This window comes from Paenarthrobacter sp. NPDC090520, from assembly GCF_044769205.1.
GTDB lineage: Bacteria > Actinomycetota > Actinomycetes > Actinomycetales > Micrococcaceae > Arthrobacter.
Genome location: NZ_JBIVXM010000006.1, coordinates 39070 through 58713 on the forward strand (window position 1 = coordinate 39070; position 19644 = coordinate 58713).

Here is a 19644-nt window from a genome sequence, read left to right on the forward strand (position 1 = left end):
GCAGGTGGTGGCTTTACTTCGCGTAGAGCCTGTCCACCAAGGCTGAGAAATCGTTGACCACGGCTGCCCGCTTCAGCTTCAGCGAGGGCGTGAGGTGGCCAGATTCGATGCTGAGCTCGGCATTGACGAAGTCAAACTTGCGGATCGACTCGGCGGCCGAGACCAGCTTGTTGGCCTCGTCGACGGCGGATTGCACGGCCGCCCGCACGCGCGCGTCAGCACCGGCTTCCTGGAGGGACAGGGCTCCGGTCTTGTTCTCGGCGCACCAGTCGGCGAGCCCCTCAGGGTCCAGGGACACGAGGGCTGCGACGAACGGACGCCCATCGCCGACCACCACGGCCTGGCCCACGAGTTGGTGTTCACGGAGCTTCTCCTCCAAAGGAGCCGGCGCTACGTTCTTCCCGCCGGCAGTTACCAGGAGGTCCTTCTTGCGGCCTGTGATGGTAAGGAAGCCGTCCTGGTCCAGCTCACCGAGGTCTCCGGTGAGGAAGAACCCGTCAACAAAGGCCTCTTGAGTCGCAGCTGGATTGGCGTGGTATCCCTTGAACACTCCGATGCCTTTGACCAGTACTTCGCCGTCGCCGGCCACACGGATGGTGGTGCCGGGCAGGGGAATTCCTACAGTGCCGATGCGGGACATCGTGGGGGTGTTAACGGTGCAGGGCGCCGTGGTTTCCGTGAGCCCGTAGCCTTCCAGGACGGGAACGCCCGCGCCGTGGAAGAAGTGGTTTTCCCGAAGGCTCAAAGGGCTGGCACCGGAGACGGTGTAACCGACCGCCCCGCCGAACACCTCTCGGACTTTCGGGTACAGCAGTCTGTTGAACACGGCGTGCTTCAGCCGCAGGAGCAAACCTGGCCCCGTTCCCTGCCCCCGCGACGCGAGGTCCACCGCCGTCGAATATTCAACAGCGGTGGCCGAAGCGGCCGAGAAGAGCGCCGACTTGCCGCCCATGGCCGCCTTGTGGCCTGCACCGGCGTACACCTTCTCGAAGATACGTGGCACGGCAAGGAGGAAGGTGGGCTTGAACGCGCCGAGGTCAGCCATGAGGCCGTTGGCGCCGGCACTGTGGCCCAGGGTGACACCGGCTGAGAGGCACACCACCTGCACGGCGCGGGCCAACACATGGGCCAGCGGCAGGAACATCAATGTACGCGCATCCTGCTGCATGAGCAGCTGCGGAAGGAAAGGGATGACGTTCCTGGCCACCAGCACAAAATTCCCGTGCGTGATTTCGCAGCCCTTGGGTTTGCCCGTAGTTCCCGAGGTATAGACGATGGATGCGACGTCTGCCAGGGTTGCGGCGCTGCGTTGCCGTTCCAGCTCCGTGTCCGTAATGCCGCTTCCGACGGCGGCCAGGCTGGTCAGGTTGGGTACCTCGCCTTCGTGCTCCATCCGGATGATGGTCACAGGATCGTCGCCCAGGGTGGCTGACTTGTCCACGACGCCGCGGACCACCTTCGCCTTGCCCGCGTCCTCCACGAAGACCCGGCGGGCACCGGAGTCAACCAGGATCCACTCGATCTGGCTGGGGGAGGATGTCTCATAGATGGGCACGGTCACACCGCCGGCCATCCAGATGGCGAAGTCCACCAGCGTCCACTTAAAGCTTGAAGCGGAGAGGACGGCTACGGGATCGCCGGGATTGAGGCCGCCTGCAATCAGTCCCTTGGCCAGCGCGTTGACGTCGGCCTGGAAGCGGGAAGCAGTGACGTTCAACCAGCCATTGGCGGTCTTGTGCGCGTAGAGCGTCCCGAACGGGTCCTTGGAACACCGTTCCAGCAGGAGGTCCGTGACATTGCTGTTCTCATCGGCCTCGACCAGAAGCTCCGTGCTTGCTTCCCTCACGACCCTCCTCATTTCCTTGCCTTTGCTGCGCACTTGCGGGGGCTTGCCACCCGACCCCGGTGAATTGCCTCCATGGATCAGCCTAGATCCACGAGGGCATCCACATCCTCATCCGCCAGTCCTGGTAACTGATCACTTCGGCCGTCAACACCGGGTAGAAGAAGGCCGTGGCAATGACGGCCAGCACCACGATGAGCGCCACGACATAGAGGCCGGATCTGCGCCGCCAGGGTGGATCGCTGCTCCGGCCCAGCGCCAACCCCAGTACGTACGTCAAGGCCAGCACCAGGAAGGGTTCAAAGGACACCGCGTAGAAAATGAACATGGTGCGTTCGGGGTACATGAACCACGGAAGGTAGCCGGCAGCAACCCCGGCCAGGATGGCACCGGCCCGCCAGTCCCTGCGCCCGGCCCACCAGAACAGCAGGATCACCAGGGCGATGGTTCCACCCCACCACACCACGGGGTTGCCGACCGGGAGGATAGCCGAGGAACAGGTCTCCACTACGCACCCGGCGGTTCCCTGTTTGGGCGACTGGTAATAGAACGATGTTGGGCGGCCCATGATGAGCCACGTCCAAGGACTGGATTCGTAGGGGTGGTCCGAAGACAGGCCCTGGTGGAACTTGTAGGCCTCAAAGTGGTAGTGCGCCAGCGATCGAACGGAGTTGGGCAGCCAGTCCCATCCGGGGGCCGGGTTGGTGGCAGCCCACTGCCGATAGTAGGCGTCCTTGGAAAGGAACCAACCCGTCCAGGTGGCGACGTACGTGACGCACATGGCGGGAATGATGGTGACGAACGCCGCGAGGCCGTCCTTGATGATGGAGGCGCTGGGCCAGCTCCGGATCCCGGCAACGCGGCGGGCGTTCATGTCCCAGAAAACGGTCATGAGTCCGAAGGCAACCACGAAGAAGAGGGCCGACCATTTGGTTCCGACGGCAAGCCCCAGGCAGATCCCGGCCACGAGCCGCCACCAGCGCATGCCCAGCCACGGGCCGGAGAGCAGCTGGACTGGGGAGGGGCGGCCATCGGGTGAAGCAGCCGCTTGCGCGGCAAGCCGGGAAGCAAGACGACGGCGGCCGTCGTCGCGGTCCAACAACAGGGCACCAAAGGCCGCGAAAAGCCAGAAAGCCAGGAAGATGTCCAACAAGGAGGTCCGTGACAACACCAGGTGGTGCCCATCGATGGCGAGGAGGAGTCCGGCGACCAGCCCGAGTATGTGGGACCGGAACAGCTTCAGGGCGATGAGCGAGATCAGGAAGACCGTGAGCGTTCCGGTCAGGGCAGCCCCGAACCGCCAGCCGAAGGGGTTGTCCGAACCGAACAGCCACATGCCGAAGGCGATCATCCACTTGCCCACGGGCGGGTGCACCACGTATTCGGGAGTGTTCAGGAGGACGTCCGGATTGCCGATGTTGAACGAGTCGTTGGCTTTGGCCGGCCAGCTGCGTTCGTAGCCGCTCACCAGGTAGGAGTAGGCGTCCTTGACGTAATACGTCTCATCGAAGACCAAGCTGTGGGGTGCGTCCAGCCGGTAGAAGCGAAGGATGCCCCCGAGCGCGGCCGTCAGGGTAGGGATCAGCCAGAACCACAGTCGCAACGACGGCGGATAATCCCGCCAACTCTGGATGCTGCCGATGAACCGGGACCGCAAGGCCTCCGCGGTGAACGCCTCAGCCGGACGCTCAATCCAGCGGTGGCCTTCCAAGCCACGCTTTGGTCCACGATTGCCGGGGCTGCGCCGGCCAGGGGGCTGCCAAGCGGTCAGTTTACTTACCGTTTGTCCGCCAGCAGCACCCTGTGCTGTCTCTTCGGTCTCTTCAGGCGAGGAACGCATTCCGGAAGTTCCGGAAGCTGTTGCTGGGACGGGCGACTGGTTCACCCGCCCATGCTACCTTTCGATGCTTGATGCGAAGCCGGATGCCTCGCGGGGCGTCCCGGGCATTAGGCTTGGCAGGTGGACGAAGAACGCAGTGTGCCGGCCGAAGCCCCCTTGGATGACGAGTTTCCCGACGACGAGCTCGAAGCGCCGGTACCCGGAGGCACCTCCGGAATCGGAAGGATCGTCCTGGCCGCGACCCCTATTGGCAACGTGGGCGACGCTTCCTCCCGTTTAATCGAGCTCCTGGGGACCTCGGACATCATCGCGGCCGAGGATACCCGGCGGCTGCATCGTTTGGTTCAGGCGCTTGGGGTCCAGGTCACCGGCAGGGTCATCAGCTACCACGAACACAATGAGGTGGCGAAGACCGGCGACCTGCTGGAACAGGTCCGCGCGGGCAAGAACATCCTCATGGTCAGCGATGCGGGGATGCCCGCGGTCTCCGACCCCGGGTTCCGGCTGGTTGAAGGCGCAGTCGCGGCCGGGCTGACGGTGACGGCAGTGCCCGGGCCTTCGGCTGTGCTGACCGCCCTGGCGTTGTCCGGGCTGCCGACAGACCGTTTCTGCTTCGAGGGCTTCCTGCCCCGCAAATCCGGGGAGCGCAGTTCCCGGCTCGGGGAGTTGGCTGGCGAGCGCCGCACCATGGTGTTTTTCGAAGCCCCCCACCGCCTGGAAGCCATGCTGCGCGCCCTGCACGAACGTTTTGGGCCGGACCGCCCTGGAGCCGTCTGCCGGGAACTGACCAAGACCTACGAAGAAGTGATTCGCGGATCGTTGCGGGATCTCTTGGAGTGGGCCGAGGCCAATGAGGTCCGTGGCGAGATCGCCGTAGTGGTGGGTGGTGCACCTGAACAGGCGCCTGCCAAGCCGGAGGACCATGTTGCTGCGGTCAATGAGCTGGTTTCGCAAGGCATCCGCCTGAAGGAAGCCGTGGCGGCGGTTGCCGACGATGCCCGCATCAGCAAGCGTGAACTGTACGCGGCGGTGCTCGCAGCGCGCTGACGAGCTCCTGTGCAGTTGCACAAATTGGGAGGCGCAGGGCAGTGCGCGAAGGCGTAGACACTCCTTCCGGCCGGGCAGTACCGTGGCAGTAATTCAAGCCACTTCTGGCAAGGAACCCTAGTGGTGCAACACTCCAAAAGCACCCAAGACGAAGGAGTCGCCATGACTGTCACGGTTGAACGCGAAAGCGAACTGCTGGCTTCCGTCCCCACTGGCCTGCTGATCAACGGTCAGTGGGGTCCGGCGGGATCCGGGAAGACCTTTGATGTTGAGGACCCGGCCACGGGCAAGGTCCTGCTCAGCATCTCCGACGCCGGCGCGGAAGACGGCGCCGCTGCCCTGGATGCTGCCGCTGCCGCGCAGGCTGATTGGGCCCGCACGGCCCCGCGCGAACGCGGTGAAATCCTGCGCCGTGCCTTCGAGTTGGTCACTGAGCGTGCTGAGGACTTCGCGCTGCTGATGACCCTGGAAATGGGCAAGCCCCTGGCCGAAGCCCGCGGCGAAGTGACCTACGGTGCCGAGTTCCTGCGCTGGTTCTCCGAAGAAGCCGTTCGTGTTTCGGGCCGCTACTCCGCAGCCCCGGACGGCAAGAACCGCCTCCTGGTCCAGAAGAAGCCCGTTGGTCCTTGCCTGCTGATCACGCCGTGGAACTTCCCGCTGGCCATGGCCACCCGCAAGATCGCCCCGGCCGTAGCCGCCGGTTGCACCATGGTCCTCAAGCCGGCCAACCTGACCCCGCTGACCAGCCTGCTGTTCGCCCAGGTCATGCAGGAAGCCGGCCTCCCGGCAGGTGTCCTGAACGTTATCCAGACCTCCACCGCCGGTGCGGTGACCGGTCCGCTGATCAAGGACGACCGCCTCCGCAAGATCTCCTTCACCGGCTCCACGCCGGTGGGCCAGGCCCTCATCCGGGAAGCCGCGGACAAGGTCCTGCGCACGTCCATGGAACTGGGCGGCAACGCGCCGTTCGTCGTGTTCGAGGACGCGGACCTGGACAAGGCCGTCGAAGGTGCCATCGCCGCGAAGATGCGCAACATGGGCGAGGCCTGCACTGCAGCCAACCGCTTCATCGTCCAGGAATCCATCGCTGATGAGTTCGCTGAGAAGTTCGCCGCGAAGATCGCTTCCCTGACCACCGCCCGCGGCACCGAGCCCGAATCCAAGGTTGGCCCGCTGATCGACGGCAAGGCCCGCGACGGCGTCCACGCCCTCGTTGCCGACGCTGTCGCTGGTGGCGCCGAGGCAGTCACCGGTGGTTCCGCCGTCGACGGTCCTGGCTACTTCTACCAGCCCACCGTGCTGAAGAACGTCGCCGAAGACGCCCGCATCCTGCAGGAAGAAATCTTCGGCCCGGTAGCCCCGATCGTCACCTTCTCCACCGAAGACGACGCGATCCGCCTTGCCAACAACACCGAATACGGCCTGGTGGCCTACGTCTTCACCAAGGACCTCAACCGCGGCCTGCGCGTCAGCGAACGCCTGGAGACCGGCATGCTCGGCCTGAACGCCGGCGTGATCTCCAACGCAGCGGCACCGTTCGGTGGCGTCAAGCAGTCCGGCCTGGGCCGCGAAGGCGGCTCCGAAGGCATCGAAGAGTACCTCTACACCCAGTACGTAGGTATCGCGGACCCCTACGCCGACTAAGGGCTGCTCTCCACCAAGGAGCCGCATGCACCGCTCTCGCAACAAGAATGGTGCGGCACCGACGAAGGGCCCGGCCCGGAACCACAAGTTCCGGGCCGGGCCTTTCGCTGTCCTAGCGGCGCTGGGGGAGCAGCCCCCGCATGGCACGCCACGCCCTCGAGATTCCGTAACCGAGGTGCCGGAAGAGGGCCGCCATGGCCCGGAACGGCGCCCCGAGTGCACGGAACCAACGGCGCATCAACGACGGCGGCAGCCAGGTTGCCCGGAAGCGGACCCACCAGCTGGAATTGTTCCGCAACGATTCGCGGACGACGGCGATCCTCGCCGCGGCTGCCTTGCTCGCCTCAGAGGGCCTTCCGTAGCGTTGCCTTTCGAAATCCGAGGTCAGCGACGAGACGGCGCTGTGGGCGGCATCGTCGAGCCCGCCCACCTCACCCAAGGCGGTGCTGGAACGAAGCCGGGAGGAGAAGTGCCTGGGCGTTTCGCTCGGGGTGGACGGCAGCCCAAAATCTGCGGAGAGGTCCAGGAGCTCCGCCCAGGCATGGGCGGCCGACGGGTCCACGTACCCGGGTGGCCGCTCGTCCTCCGGAGGCGGCTTGCGGTTCAGGCGACGACGCCGCAACAGGGTGCGGCTCAGCCACGGCGATCCGAGGAAGGCCGCGAGAACCACGGCAGCGGCCGCAAGGAGGCCGATGGTCGGGAAGGGGTTGCTCTCCACGGGCCCTGTGGCAGGGGTTTCGGCTCCCGGCAGCGGCAGCGGGGTGGGTGCCGGTGTGGCCGGTGTGGTGGGGACGTCCTTCTCATCGGCATTGGTGCTCAGGTTGCCGGTGACCGAGGAATCAGTGGCGTAATCGGGAACAACACCACGGGAAGGAGTTGGTTCGAAGGGAACCCAGCCGAGGCCCTCGAAATACAGTTCGGGCCAGGCATGGGCATCTCGCGCATCCACTTCGTATTCGGGGAACGACCCCTGGCCCACCAAGGCCACCGACTCGCCCGTTAGCCGGCCGGGAGCGTAGCCCACGGCGATACGGCTCGGGATGCCTTCCACGCGTGCCATGACTGCCATGGCCGAGGAAAAGTGGACGCAGTAGCCGGCTTTGACGGAAAGGAAGTCCGCCAACACCGAAAGGCCGTTGCCGTCATATCCGTTCTGCACCGGGGCCTGGAGAGAATAGCTGAACTCTCCCGACCGCAGGAACTTCTGGATGGCCAGGGCCTTGGCATAGTTGTTCCCGGAGGACGCCGTCACCTTGTCAGCTGTCTCGCGGACAATCCCCGGAAGGTTGCCGGGAATGCGAAGGAAGTCGTCCGAAATGGAGCGGGGGGCTGCATTGGCTTGGGAGAGGGCCTGGGCCGTTACTTTGGGGGCGGCAGAAAACACGACATAGCGCTGGGCCAGGGTGCTGGTTTCCGTGCTCATGATGCTGAGCGTGTTGGGGTCCCACGTCCAGCGTCCGTTGAGCCCGTTGACGGACACGGGTGCGAACGGAGCTGGAAGGTACGGGCTGGTGAACAGGCCGGCATTGATGGATGTCACGGCATTCACCACGTCGCCTTGGACTGCGTACCCGGTTTCGATCCTGTCCGCCCCGGCGCGGCGCGTGGCGGTGCGGTCGTCCGGAGCCCAGGTTTCGCCGTCGAAATGGTCAATCGTGACCGACCTCAGGTACAGCGGTGCGCTGGAACTGGTGGCGTACGTGATGCGACCCGAGCCCGTAGGGCTGCGGAGGCTGTTGCCCAAGGTGATCATGGGATTCAGCCCGTTCGATGTGCCCCAGGGGCTGAGCCGCGATCCCTGCGGAAAGGTCCCCGAGTCGAAGCCCGGGATGGCCAGCGGAACCGCCAAGGCCAATCCGAGCGTCAGGACACCGGTCACCAGGGACCGTTTGAACTGTCCGGAACTCCGCGGAGCGCCGGACTGCAGCCTTGAATCAGGGGCGAACCACTGGCTGCAGCCGAGGATGAGCAGGAAGCCGACGGTTGCACCGATGAAGCCCGGCATCCCCACGCTTTGCGGTTTGATGGTGGCGGGAACCACCATCACTGCCAGCAGGCCCACACCGCTGGCTGCCGGCATGGAAAGCGGGACGGCCAGCGCGTCGATGAGGATCACCAGGAGGCCCAGGCACGTGCAGGTGACGAACACGATTCCCGCGTTGGGGGCCACCGGAGCACTCTCCGACACCACCGTTTCGCCCGCCCGCTTGATGAGCCGTCCCACGGCCGCGAACGTGCCAGGGGTGGGAATGAAGCCCAGCAGGCTGTCCGGGCGGCAGAACGTGAAACTCAGGATGCCGGCCAGGGCGGCAAATGAACCGAGCGTGGACACGAGGGGTGGGAGGCGGAGCGAGCGCAGGATGGCCAGTGTCAAGGAAACAGCCACCACGGTGGTGATCAAGGGCAGGAGCCAGGCCCAACCACGGAACACGCCGTTCAGGGACAGGGCGGCACCGAGGACACCTGCCGAGATGGCGCCGGCCATGGCCCAGGGGTACAGGCCGGCGCTTGGCTTGCGCTGGCGCTTCGATGGGGGGCCGGTCGGCCGGCCCCGGAGACCGTCACCGGTGTTAGCGGCGTCGGGCCGGGATGTCACCGTCACCGGGGCACCGCCGCTCCACGCCTGACGTCCATGGCCGCCCCGGCCGCGGCGACGATGCCGCCCTCGTCGAATCCGGACCAGGCCGCTGCCAACGGTGTCTTGGCTGTCACTGCCAGGGCGCGCCACCCGCCTTGCCGCAGGATCTCCAGGACCTCGTCGTTGTTCCGGGCCGGGTCCGTGACCATCAGGGCGAAGGCGTTGGCTCCGTAGGCCGCTGCCGGAGCCAGAGATTTGGCCTCCGCCACGGTCAGCGTGCCAAGGAGGGCCAGGAGCGGCCCGCGCAGGCGGTGGGCGGCCAGCTTGTCCATGAGCCGATCGTCGAAGGCTGCGTCCAGGCCCTCGGCCCCGGGCGCTTCAGGCCCCGGAGTCCCGCGGCGTGGGTCCTGGCGCGTCGGCTCCTTCTGCCTGGCGTCCGCCCTGACGTGCTCGGCCCTGTGATGCCGGGGACCGCCGAGTTCAATGGCCGCAAGGCTCTCGGCAATGGCATGCAATCCGCCGGATCCGATGAATTCCTCGTCTCCCGGGTCGGGCGCCGAGCGGGAATGGGCGAAAGCAGGGTGGCCAAAGGCATCCAGGACCCGGAGGGAATAATTCCGTTCGGAAAGGTGCGCGCTGATGGACATCGCCGCCGTCACCACCCACTCGAAATTGGGCGACGTGACAAGGTCCGAGTCTTCGTCGTGGCTCCCGAAAACCGTCCCGGTCCCGGAGGCAAACGCCGTGAACCTCTGGTCCATGACGATGGTTGCTTCCGGAGTGGTCACCGACTCTTCCTGGCGTACCATGAGCTGCCCGTGGCGTGCTGTCGCCGGCCAATGGACCCTGCGCATGGGGTCACCGTGCCGGTACTCGCGCGTCATGATGTCGTCATCGCTCGGATTCGCCCGGATACGGGTGGCGGTGACGCCGTCGTTGCCGCGCGCCCCGGCCAAGCCCGTTGCGGGAAGTTCGACGGCGGCCGGCGTCACGGTGAGGAGGTCGCCGTCGTCGATTGAATGGTGACGCAACGACAAACCAAAGGGGTCGCTGAACTCGGCGGTGACCGGGCCAATCCTGAACTGCCCGCGCTTTCCCGAACGCAGATGGTACTCATAGCGGCTGGTACCGCCCGAGGCGGAACGGGCAGGGAAGCGGAACGCCGGCGGCTCGCCGAAACGTGGCGGCAGTTGCTCCTCCATGATCACGTGGCCCGTGGCGAACGAGGTGCGGGCCACCGCCAAGCGGACGGTTGTGGCCGTTGCGGTCTCCACAGTGGAGGGATTGAACTCCCGGTACACCTGGAACCGTGGTTTGAGGATCCGAACGCCAGCCAGCGCAACCAGCGGCAGGAGGAGAAGGAACACAGCCAAGGTGAGGAGGTCGCGCCGGCCCATCACTTGGGCGCAGGCCAACGAGGCCATCCCGGCAGCAAGAAGTCCCCACCCGCGGTTGGTGAACAAGTGCTTGGGGAGCCGGTCCACGAGTGCCATGCGCTTCTCCTCTGCGGTTCCGGTCCTACGCGGTCTGCTTGTCCCGGCGCCAGGCGCCGGGTGGTTCCTGGGCAACGGGCAAGGAAGCGAGGATGCCCCGGATGATGGTCTGCGGCGTATCGCCGGCGCTCGCGGCCTTGCGGTCCAGGATGATCCGGTGGGCGAGGACGGACTCCGCGACGTCCACGACGTCGTCCGGCAGTACGAAGTCGCGACCGTCCAAGGCCGCAGTGGCCTTCGCAGCCCGCAGCAACTGGAGGAGGGAACGTGGGCTGGCGCCCAGCCTCAGCCGTGCGCTGTCCCTGGTGGCGCGGCCAATCGCCACCGTGTATTCCTTGATGGCCGTGGAGACGTATACCTGCTGGACCGTGGCGATCATGGCCGCGACGTCGCTGGCTGTGACAACGGGGGTGACCTTCGCCAAGGGGGAGACGGCCTGGTGTGTCTCCAGCATTTCGATCTCGGCTTCCTGGTCCGGGTAGCCCATGGAAATCCTGGCCATGAACCGGTCGCGCTGGGCCTCCGGCAGGGGATAGGTGCCCTCCATCTCAATGGGGTTTTGCGTGGCCACCACCATGAATGGCAAGGAGAGCTGGTAGGAATTCCCGTCCACCGTGACTTGGTGTTCCTCCATGCACTCCAGGAGCGCCGACTGGGTCTTGGCCGAGGCACGGTTGATCTCGTCGCCGATCACGATGTTCGCGAAGACCGCGCCCGGCCGGAACTCGAACTGGCGCGAGGACTGGTTGTAGATGGACACACCCGTCACATCTGAAGGGAGGAGGTCCGGGGTGAACTGGATGCGCGAAACCGTACAGTCCACCGTCCTGGCCAGGGTTTTTGCCAACATGGTCTTACCCACGCCGGGAACGTCCTCCAAGAGCAGATGCCCCTGGGCCAGCAGCACAGTGAGGGCCAGCTTTGCGGCGTCAGCCTTGCCGTCGATGACCTTGCCAATGGCGGTCAGGATCCGTTCGCTGGCATCGTGGAACCGTTCCGGGTCCATGACCTGCGGCTTGTGCCCGTTGAGGACGGCATCCCGGGGCGCAGCGGCGTATGCCTCGCCCTGGAAGGCAGCGGGTTCAACGGTGACGTGTCGCTTGGACTCCATGGATTGCCCTTCAGCCGTGGCCAACGTCCCCCGTGTGGCCTCCTTGTCCGTTCCAGCCTACCCAGAGTTTGGGCGTGGCTCACATAGTGGCAGGCGAATTTATGTACCAACTGGAATTTATGCGAAGTGCTGCGGCGGCACGGGCGGGACCGCGGTCCGGTTAAGGTGGGAGCATGTGCAACTCCCTCGCTCCTGCTCCCTACCGCAGCAACGTTGACGCGGCCGGGGCCAAGGATTCCCGCAAAGAGTACCCGCCGGCCCCGGAACCGCTTCCCGTGCCCGTGATGGACAATCACACTCACCTCGACTTCCGGCACGGACTGATCGCGGTCAACGTTGCCGATGCCATGGACTCCGCGGAAGCCGTTGGTGTCCAAGGGGCGGTGCAGGTTGGCTGTGACCTGGAGTCCTCGCGATTCACCGTGGAGGCCGTGGAAGCCGACCCGCGCCTGCTCGGAGCGGTGGCGATCCATCCCAACGATGCTCCCGTCTACGCTGGCCGGGGCGAACTCGACTCGGCGCTCGCCGAGATCGAGGAACTGGCGCGCCACCCCCGCGTTCGCGCCATCGGAGAGACAGGATTGGACTTCTTCCGGACCCACGGAGAAGGACTGGCCCACCAGCGGTACTCCTTCCGCAGGCACATCGACATCGCCAAACGGCTGGGACTCACCCTGCAGATCCATGACCGGGACGCACATGACGACGTGGTTCAGGTGCTGCGGGAAGAAGGCGCTCCGGAGACCGTTGTCTTCCACTGCTTTTCGGGCGGCGCCGAATTGGCCCGGATCTGCAACGAGAACGGCTGGTACATGTCCTTCGCCGGAACCATGACCTTCAAGAATGCAGACAACCTCAGGGAAGCGCTCGCCATCGCAGAGCCGAGCCGGATATTGGTGGAAACCGACTCGCCGTTCCTCACCCCGCACCCTCACCGTGGCCGGCCGAACGCCAGCTACATGGTTCCGTACACCGTCCGTTCCATGGCGGATGTGACAGGAAGTGACTTGGCCGGGCTGTGTTCGCGATTGGCCGAAAACACCGTCAACGCCTACGGAACATGGGCCTGAGCGCCGCTTCTCCTCGCCCCATGGTGCTGTTCGGCTGAATACCCGGTATGCAGATTTCTTGGCCGCTTTATAACAGATCGGTTACTGTGTACAAGAAATAGCCGGGGTCGGGGAAGGCCTCCGGACAGCTGGTTCGGTTATCCCGGACAACCCAGTTGAATGTTTTGGCGGCACAGATGGCCGCCGCGCGTGTGGGACCAGGCTCGTTTGCCTGGCCCCGTTCCTGCGCGGCCGGGCATGTTTGTTCTGTGCTTATCCCCGTGCCCGGATGGTCTGAGAGTTATGGGCAAACGTGATCAAGTTCTTCACAACGGATGGAAAGTTCAGCTTCCTCAAAGTTGGTGCACAGGCACTGGTTTTGGTGGCCTTGGTGGCCGGCGTTGTTGCCTTTGTGGGCAACAACAAGACCGTCACCCTCAACGTTGACGGCAAAGTGAGCTCCATCCAGACCTTCGGCGGCACAGTTGACCAAGTGGTCAAAGCCGCCAAGGTGGAATTGAAGAACGACGATCGCGTGACTCCTGCCCTGGACACGCGCGTGGAAAACGGTTCGGTGGTCAACGTCAACCTTGCCAAGGCCGTGTCCATTGAACTGGACGGCGCCCGCAAGACCGTGAACACGAACGCCCCGGACGTCGCAGGGCTGGTCAGCGAACTCGGCGTGGCCAGTTCGTCGGAGATTTCCCAGCCCAAGGACGCTTCCCTGGCCGTGGAGGGTTCCTTCGTTTCCATCTCCACCCCCAAGACCATCAGCCTGGTGGCCGACGGCAAGGACACCAGCACCACCACCACGGCGTCCGATGTTGCCGAGGTCCTCAAGGACGCGGGGATCACCGTGGGTGCCAGCGACCGTGTCTCCCAGCCGGGCAACGCTCCCGTTATCCAGGACATGGTGATCAAGGTCTCCCGCGTGGACACCAGCAAGACAGCCGACGCCACCGAAGAAGTTCCGTTCGACAGCGTCCGCACAGACAGCGCCGATCTGTTCAAGGGCGAAGAAAAGGTGACCCAGAAGGGCGTCGCCGGTTCCGTGGTGAAGACGTTCAAGCTGGTCCTGGTGGACGGACGCGAAGCTTCCCGGACGCTGGTCTCCAGCAACGTCACCACCCAGCCGGTCACCGAAAAGGTGGCCGTCGGCACCAAGGCCCGCCCCGCAGCCACCCCCGCCAAGGCTGTCTCCGGTGCCGCTACCGGCGCGCCGAACGAGGCCATGTGGGACAGGATCGCCCAGTGCGAATCCGGCGGCAACTGGGCCATCAACACCGGCAACGGCTACTACGGCGGCTTGCAGTTCTCCAGCCCCACCTGGCTGGCCAACGGTGGTGGCGCCTACGCCCCGACGGCAAACCTTGCCAGCAAAGCACAGCAGATCGAGATCGCCAACCGCCTCTACGCCAAGAACGGCCTGCGTGACTGGGGCTGCGCCGGCGCTGCCTGATCCCGCGCAGGCGATACGATACCTAGGTGACTGAACCGAATTCCGAACCCGCCGCCGTCGCGCCTTTGCTGGGCGCAACTGACATCCGACGGTTAGCCGAGGAAATCGGTGTCCGCCCCACCAAAACGCTGGGGCAGAACTTCGTGATCGACGGCAACACCATTCGCAGGATCGTATCGGCGGCGAACATTGATGCCTCGGAGACCGTCCTGGAAGTGGGGCCCGGCCTGGGCTCGTTGACGCTCGGGCTGCTCGACGCGGCACGTGAGGTTGTCGCCGTCGAAATCGATCCCGTGCTGGCGCAGAAGCTGCCCGAGACGGTGCGTGCTTGGCGTCCGCAGGCTGAAGAGCACTTCCACTTGGTCCTCTCTGACGCCATGAAGGTAACTGAGCTGCCGGTTGAACCTACCGCCCTCGTAGCCAACTTGCCGTACAACGTGGCAGTTCCCGTGGTCCTGCACCTGCTCCAACACTTCCCGAGCCTCCGCCATGGCCTGGTCATGGTCCAGGACGAGGTGGCGGACCGCCTTGCCGCAGGTCCCGGCTCCAAAATCTACGGAGTTCCGTCGGTCAAGGCAGCTTGGTACGGACAGATGCGCAAAGCCGGAGTGATCGGCATGAACGTCTTCTGGCCGGCCCCCAAAATCCATTCCGGACTGGTTGCCTTCACCCGGCACGAGCCCCCCGCCACGCACGTGACGCGGGACCAGGTCTTCGCCGTGATCGACGCCGCATTCGCCCAGCGCCGGAAAACCCTCCGCGCCGCCTTGGCCGGCTGGGCAGGAGGCGCCGTGGAGGCCGAACGGTGCCTGGTCGAAGCCGGCGTGGACCCCACTGCCCGCGGCGAAGTGCTGGACATCTCCGCCTACGTACGCATCGCCGAAGCCCGCCACCCAAGGGACGCATGAGCGCGGGCACCCGTGGTTTGCCTTTCGTGGGGGAGCGGTTCCACCCGCGCACTGTCCGAGTGAAGGCTCCGGGCAAAGTCAACGTCTCCTTGAGCGTTGGCCCACTGAGGCAGGACGGCTACCATTCCGTTGCCAGCGTTTACCTGGCGGTGTCGCTGTATGAAGAAGTTGCTGCCACCAGCACGGAAACCCCGGGAATAACTGTCAGCATCAGTCCTTCCAGCACCCTGGACCTGGACGGCGTGGATATACCGCTGGACGAGCGCAACCTCGCCTACAAGGCGGCGGCCCTCATGGCCGAGATGTCCGAGAAGCCGACGGGTGTGCACCTGGAAATTACCAAGCGCGTACCCGTGGCTGGTGGCATGGGTGGCGGATCCGCGGACGCTGCGGCCACGCTCCTGGCCTGTGACGCCCTGTGGGACAGCGGCCTGTCACGCGAGGAACTGGCCCACGTGGCCGCCGAGCTTGGCGCAGACGTGCCTTTTTCGCTCCTGGGCGGGACCGCCGTCGGGCTTGGCGTGGGCGACAAGTTATCGCCGGCGCTGGCCAAGGCACAAATGGACTGGGTGCTGGTGTTCGCCGACTACGGGCTCTCCACCCCCGAGGTGTTCCGGACGCTCGATGGCCTCCGTGACTCCGAAGGCAGCGAAATCCCGGAGCCCGTGGACGTGGATCCCACGATTTTGCAGGCACTCCGGAATGGCGACCCCGAAACGCTGAGTCGGGTGCTGGTCAACGACCTCCAACGTGCATCGATTGCCCTCGCCCCGGGATTGAGGGACACGATCGGGCTCGGGGAGGCCAGGGGAGCGCTGGCCGGAATGGTCTCCGGTTCCGGACCCACCATCGCCCTGCTGTCCCGGGACCCGGACTCCGCAGCCGTCCTCGCTGAAGAGCTTTCACACCGGGGCCACACGGCCAAGGCGGTCCATGGCCCCGTACCGGGTGCCCGGATCATCTCCGATACCCTCCTTTAGTACGCATTTCCAGCTGTAGAAAGTAGTACCTCTTGGCCCACCTTCTTGGCGGCGAAAACCTGACGGTTTCCTTCGCAACCCGCACAGTCCTCGACGGCGTCACCCTCGGTTTGGAGGACGGCGACCGGATTGGCATGGTGGGCCGCAACGGTGACGGCAAATCCACGCTCATGCGGCTGCTCGCGCAGCGCTCCACCCCGGATTCCGGCCGTGTCACCAAGCGCGGCGACGTCAACGTCGGCTACTTGGACCAGGGTGACGTGCTCGACGGCGACCTGACGGTTGGCGCAGCAATCGTCGGCGACCGCGCGGATCACGAATGGGCCGCCAACCCCAAGATCCGCGAAATCATGGGCGGCCTGGTGGGCGACGTCGACTGGCACGCGAACGTCCACTCGCTGTCCGGTGGCCAGAAGCGTCGTGTGGCGCTGGCAAAGCTCCTCATCGAAGACCACGACGTCATCATGCTTGACGAGCCCACCAACCACCTTGACGTCGAAGGCGTTGCGTGGCTCGCCCGGCACCTCAAGTCACGCTGGCGTGCCAACCAGGGCGCCTTCCTTGTGGTCACCCACGACCGGTGGTTCCTGGACGAAGTCTGCAACTACACCTGGGAAGTCCACGACGCCATGGTGGACATGTTCGACGGCGGATACGCCGCCTACGTTTTGGCGCGCGCCGAGCGGGACCGGATGGCCGCCGTCGTCGAGAACAAGCGCCAGCAGCTCGTCAAGAAGGAACTGGCCTGGCTCCGGCGAGGGGCGCCCGCCCGTACGTCCAAGCCCAAGTTCCGCATCGAGGCCGCCAACGAGCTGATTTCCGATGTCCCGGAGCCACGCGACTCGGTGGCGCTGAACAAAATGGCTACCGCCCGGCTGGGCAAGGACGTGCTGGACCTCGAGGGCGTTTCGCTCGATTTCGAAGGTGGCGAGGCCGGGCAGAAACTCTTCAACAACATCACCCTGCGCCTTGCTCCGGGCGAACGTCTGGGCCTGGTGGGCGTCAACGGTGCCGGCAAGTCCACGCTCCTGAAGCTGCTCAACGGGGACATCCAGCCGAGTGCCGGCAAGCTCAAGCGCGGCAAGACCGTGGTGACCGCCGTCCTGACCCAGGATGTGAAGGAGCTCGACGAAGTCTCGGATCTGCGGGTCATTGAGGTCATTGAACGCGAAAAGCGGTCCTTCAACGTCGGTGGCAAGGAATTCACCGCCGGGCAACTCGTGGAGCAGTTGGGCTTCACGAAGGAAAAGCAGTGGACCCCCGTCACGGATCTCTCTGGTGGAGAACGTCGTCGGCTGCAGCTCTTGCGCCTGCTGGTGGGCGAACCCAACGTGCTGATGCTCGACGAGCCCACCAACGACCTCGATACCGACACCCTGGCCGCCGTCGAGGATGTCCTGGATGGCTGGCCCGGAACGTTGGTTGTGGTCAGCCACGACCGCTACCTCCTGGAACGCGTCACGGACCACCAGATGGCGCTGCTGGGCGACGGTAAACTTCGTGGCCTGCCCGGTGGCGTGGACCAGTACCTGGAACTGCGGGAAGCTGCCTTGGCTTCGGGTGCCGTTGTGGGTGGATCCGGCGCGCCCACAACGTCTGCTTCCGGAGGCACCTCACCTGCTGCCTCCGGACCCAGCGAGGCTGAGAAGCGCGAGGCTCGCAAGGACCTCAACAGGATCGACCGCCAACTGGGCAAGATCGCGCAGCAGGAGGAAAAGCTCCACACCCAGATGGCCGCCAAGTCCGAATCCGGCGACTTCGACGCGCTCGGGGAACTCAATGCCAAGCTGCAGGAGTTGCTTGACGAGAAGGAAGGTCTGGAACTGGAGTGGCTGGAGGCCGCCGAGGTCCTCGGCGAGTAGGACGCTCTCTCACCGAATCGCCCGTTTTGCCGGATGCTCTCTCACCGAATCGCCCGTTTTGCCGGATGCTCTCTCACCGAATCGCCCGGTTCGGCGGATGCTCTCTCACCGAATCGTCCGTTTTGGCGGGCGCTCTCTCACGAACGGGCGTTCCTAACCGCGTTCGTAACCGATCAGCCAGTGCAAGCCGTAGCGGTCGATCACCTGACCGTCGCTGGCTCCCCAGGGTTTGGGGCCGAGAGGGTCGATGACCGTGCCGCCGTCGGCGAGTCGTTCGAACCATCCGTGCAGTTCCGTTGGCGCGGCTGCGCCCAGCAGCGAGAGCATCAGTCCTTCCGTGCGGATGCTCGTCTCGCCTGCCGCCGCGTCTGCGCCGGCTAAGGCAACTGCACCGTCGAGGACGCCGTGGGCGACCGCGTCCTCGGGGCCATCGGTGCGCCCAAACTCTCCGTAGCTGTGGAGGGTGAGTTCTCCGCCGAAGACTCCCTGGTAGAAGGCAAGGGCTTCACGGGCAGTACCGGGGAAAAGGACATAAATCTGCAAGGCAGTCATACGTCCGACCCTACTTCGTCCGTGACAGAGGGTTGGGGTTTTGGGGTGGTTGGGTGAGAGAGGGTTGGGGTTTTGGGGTGGTTGGGTGAGAGAGGGTTGGGGTTTTGGGGTGGTTGCGTGAGAGAGGGTTGGGGTTTTGGGGTGGTTTGGTGAGAGAGGGTTGGTGGTTTGGTGAGAGAGGGTTGGGGTTTTGGGGTGGTTTGGTGAGAGAGGGTTGGGGTTTTGGGGTGGTTTGGTGAGAGAGGGTTGGCTTAGGTTTCGGTGCGGAGCTCGGGTTCCTTCTGCAGGCCGGTGAGGCCGTTCCAGGCCAGGTTAACCAAGTGCGCTGCAACGGCGCGTTTGTCCGGTTCGCGGCTGTCGAGCCACCACTGGCCGGTCATCGCCACCATGCCAACGAGCATCTGGGCGTACATGGCGCCGTCCGCCGCGCTGAAGCCCCGCCGGGCGAATTCGTCCGAGAGCAGGTGTTCTACGCGGGCCGTGACGTGGGAGAGCAACGTGGAGAACGCGCCCTCGGGTTGTGAGGGCGGGGCGTCGCGCATCAGGATCCGGAATCCGTCGGTGCGTTCTTCGATGTAGCCCAGGAGGGCCAACGCGGCGCGCTCAACGAGGACCCGGGGTTTGGCGTCGGTACTGAGGGCCCCGGTGATGGAATCCAGAAGGATCCGGAATTCCGTGTCCACGACTTGCCGGTACAAGCCTTCCTTGGAGCCGAAGTGCTCATAGATCACAGGCTTGGAAACGCCCGCAGTGGCCGCGACTTCTTCGATGGTGGTGCCGTCCAGGCCCCGTGCGGCAAACAAGGCACGGCCGATGCCGATGAGCTGCGCACGCCTCTGCTGGCCCGTCATCCTGGCCCGGACAGGGGACCCGCCGGTACGGGGTTCCAAGGACTCAGGGACAGCGGTGTGCAGGGGGAGTTCGGTGCGCTTGCTCACTTGTCCATCATGCACCAAGGGCAGCGGCGGGAGGCCGGACGCGCAGTTCACAACCCGGCAAAAGAGGGTCAAGTCGCGAAGCACGCAAAGGTCATGGCAAACTAGTTTCTTGTGTGTGCATCCCGGTGATCCGGGAACGCCTCCGGACCCTGCCGTCCGGATGTGGAAAGCATGCACGGTCCGCTCTGGTGTAACGGCAGCACCCCGGCCTTTGGAGCCGTGGAGTATAGGTTCGAATCCTATGGGCGGAACGGTCGGAAATGCGCTCCACTCTGTACCTGGAACGGCTTGAGCAGTGCCTGGGTCCAAAGCTCGGATGGCAGCATTCCGAAGCCGGAAT

The 19644-nt window shown here is 65.0% G+C and carries 14 protein-coding genes and 1 tRNA gene; 8 read left to right on the forward strand and 7 right to left on the reverse strand.

Annotated elements, in window-relative coordinates:
• Positions 1-13: 13 nt before the first annotated feature.
• Complete coding sequence (locus tag ACIQTZ_RS09330) at positions 14-1846, reverse strand: AMP-dependent synthetase/ligase (RefSeq protein ID WP_402979785.1); 1833 nt, start codon at positions 1844-1846, stop codon at positions 14-16.
• A gap of 82 nt (positions 1847-1928) precedes the next feature.
• A complete protein-coding gene (locus ACIQTZ_RS09335) occupies positions 1929-3683 on the reverse strand; it encodes a dolichyl-phosphate-mannose--protein mannosyltransferase (protein ID WP_402980125.1) in 1755 nt (584 codons plus the stop codon).
• A 156-nt stretch (positions 3684-3839) separates the two neighbouring features.
• On the opposite strand from ACIQTZ_RS09335, the gene rsmI reads away from it, so the two are divergent.
• Positions 3840-4730 (forward strand): 16S rRNA (cytidine(1402)-2'-O)-methyltransferase, encoded by an 891-nt coding sequence (gene rsmI / locus ACIQTZ_RS09340; RefSeq protein ID WP_400331629.1) that lies wholly within the window; start codon positions 3840-3842, stop codon positions 4728-4730.
• Positions 4731-4892: 162 nt separating this feature from the next.
• Positions 4893-6374: an NAD-dependent succinate-semialdehyde dehydrogenase gene (locus ACIQTZ_RS09345; protein ID WP_402979788.1), complete on the forward strand. Its 1482-nt coding sequence runs from the start codon at positions 4893-4895 to the stop codon at positions 6372-6374.
• 112 nt (positions 6375-6486) lie between these two features.
• Here the strand turns inward: ACIQTZ_RS09345 and ACIQTZ_RS09350 are convergent, their stop codons facing one another.
• The 3 genes from ACIQTZ_RS09350 to ACIQTZ_RS09360 all read right to left on the reverse strand — a co-directional run bounded on the left by ACIQTZ_RS09350 (position 6487) and on the right by ACIQTZ_RS09360 (position 11556).
• The gene (locus tag ACIQTZ_RS09350; RefSeq protein ID WP_402979791.1) at positions 6487-8859 is read right to left on the reverse strand and encodes a DUF3488 and DUF4129 domain-containing transglutaminase family protein; all 2373 of its coding nucleotides are present in this window, start codon (positions 8857-8859) and stop codon (positions 6487-6489) included.
• 113 nt (positions 8860-8972) lie between these two features.
• Complete coding sequence (locus tag ACIQTZ_RS09355) at positions 8973-10445, reverse strand: DUF58 domain-containing protein (protein WP_402979794.1); 1473 nt, start codon at positions 10443-10445, stop codon at positions 8973-8975.
• Positions 10446-10470: 25 nt separating this feature from the next.
• Positions 10471-11556 (reverse strand): AAA family ATPase, encoded by a 1086-nt coding sequence (locus ACIQTZ_RS09360; protein WP_402979797.1) that lies wholly within the window; start codon positions 11554-11556, stop codon positions 10471-10473.
• Between the two features lie 173 nt (positions 11557-11729).
• On the opposite strand from ACIQTZ_RS09360, the gene ACIQTZ_RS09365 reads away from it, so the two are divergent.
• From ACIQTZ_RS09365 to ACIQTZ_RS09385, 5 genes are all read left to right on the forward strand, one after another.
• The gene (locus tag ACIQTZ_RS09365) at positions 11730-12626 is read left to right on the forward strand and encodes a TatD family hydrolase (protein WP_402979800.1); all 897 of its coding nucleotides are present in this window, start codon (positions 11730-11732) and stop codon (positions 12624-12626) included.
• 292 nt (positions 12627-12918) lie between these two features.
• Entirely contained in the window at positions 12919-14064 is a 1146-nt protein-coding gene (locus ACIQTZ_RS09370) for a transglycosylase family protein (RefSeq protein ID WP_400330904.1), read from the forward strand.
• Positions 14065-14090: 26 nt separating this feature from the next.
• On the forward strand, positions 14091-14972 hold the full coding sequence (gene rsmA / locus ACIQTZ_RS09375; RefSeq protein ID WP_402944305.1) for a 16S rRNA (adenine(1518)-N(6)/adenine(1519)-N(6))-dimethyltransferase RsmA: 882 nt from the start codon (positions 14091-14093) through the stop codon (positions 14970-14972).
• Positions 14969-15952: a 4-(cytidine 5'-diphospho)-2-C-methyl-D-erythritol kinase gene (locus ACIQTZ_RS09380; RefSeq protein ID WP_402979803.1), complete on the forward strand. Its 984-nt coding sequence runs from the start codon at positions 14969-14971 to the stop codon at positions 15950-15952. The genes rsmA and ACIQTZ_RS09380 overlap by 4 nt, the downstream gene beginning before the upstream one ends.
• 32 nt (positions 15953-15984) lie before the next feature.
• Positions 15985-17814 carry an ABC-F family ATP-binding cassette domain-containing protein gene (locus ACIQTZ_RS09385; RefSeq protein WP_402979806.1) on the forward strand — a complete coding sequence of 610 codons (1830 nt, stop codon included), beginning with the start codon at positions 15985-15987 and terminating at the stop codon, positions 17812-17814.
• 153 nt (positions 17815-17967) lie between these two features.
• Here the strand turns inward: ACIQTZ_RS09385 and ACIQTZ_RS09390 are convergent, their stop codons facing one another.
• Together ACIQTZ_RS09390 and ACIQTZ_RS09395 are read right to left on the reverse strand one after the other, a co-directional pair.
• Positions 17968-18366, reverse strand: coding sequence for a VOC family protein (locus ACIQTZ_RS09390; RefSeq protein WP_402979809.1), 399 nt, complete (start codon positions 18364-18366; stop codon positions 17968-17970).
• A gap of 251 nt (positions 18367-18617) precedes the next feature.
• The gene (locus ACIQTZ_RS09395; RefSeq protein ID WP_400331632.1) at positions 18618-19217 is read right to left on the reverse strand and encodes a TetR/AcrR family transcriptional regulator; all 600 of its coding nucleotides are present in this window, start codon (positions 19215-19217) and stop codon (positions 18618-18620) included.
• Between the two features lie 266 nt (positions 19218-19483).
• Here ACIQTZ_RS09395 and ACIQTZ_RS09400 point away from each other — a divergent pair.
• A tRNA-Gln gene (locus tag ACIQTZ_RS09400) sits at positions 19484-19555 on the forward strand.
• Positions 19556-19644: the final 89 nt, after the last annotated feature.

Coding starts and splice junctions, on each gene's coding strand:
- ACIQTZ_RS09335 (WP_402980125.1), bottom strand. CDS start 3,683: ATGCGTTCCTCGCCTGAAGAGACCGAAGAGACAGCACAGGGTGCTGCT.
- ACIQTZ_RS09345 (WP_402979788.1), top strand. CDS start 4,893: ATGACTGTCACGGTTGAACGCGAAAGCGAACTGCTGGCTTCCGTCCCC.
- ACIQTZ_RS09350 (WP_402979791.1), bottom strand. CDS start 8,859: ATGGCCGGCGCCATCTCGGCAGGTGTCCTCGGTGCCGCCCTGTCCCTG.
- ACIQTZ_RS09355 (WP_402979794.1), bottom strand. CDS start 10,445: ATGGCACTCGTGGACCGGCTCCCCAAGCACTTGTTCACCAACCGCGGG.
- ACIQTZ_RS09360 (WP_402979797.1), bottom strand. CDS start 11,556: ATGGAGTCCAAGCGACACGTCACCGTTGAACCCGCTGCCTTCCAGGGC.
- ACIQTZ_RS09365 (WP_402979800.1), top strand. CDS start 11,730: ATGTGCAACTCCCTCGCTCCTGCTCCCTACCGCAGCAACGTTGACGCG.
- ACIQTZ_RS09380 (WP_402979803.1), top strand. CDS start 14,969: ATGAGCGCGGGCACCCGTGGTTTGCCTTTCGTGGGGGAGCGGTTCCAC.
- ACIQTZ_RS09390 (WP_402979809.1), bottom strand. CDS start 18,366: ATGACTGCCTTGCAGATTTATGTCCTTTTCCCCGGTACTGCCCGTGAA.
- ACIQTZ_RS09395 (WP_400331632.1), bottom strand. CDS start 19,217: ATGACGGGCCAGCAGAGGCGTGCGCAGCTCATCGGCATCGGCCGTGCC.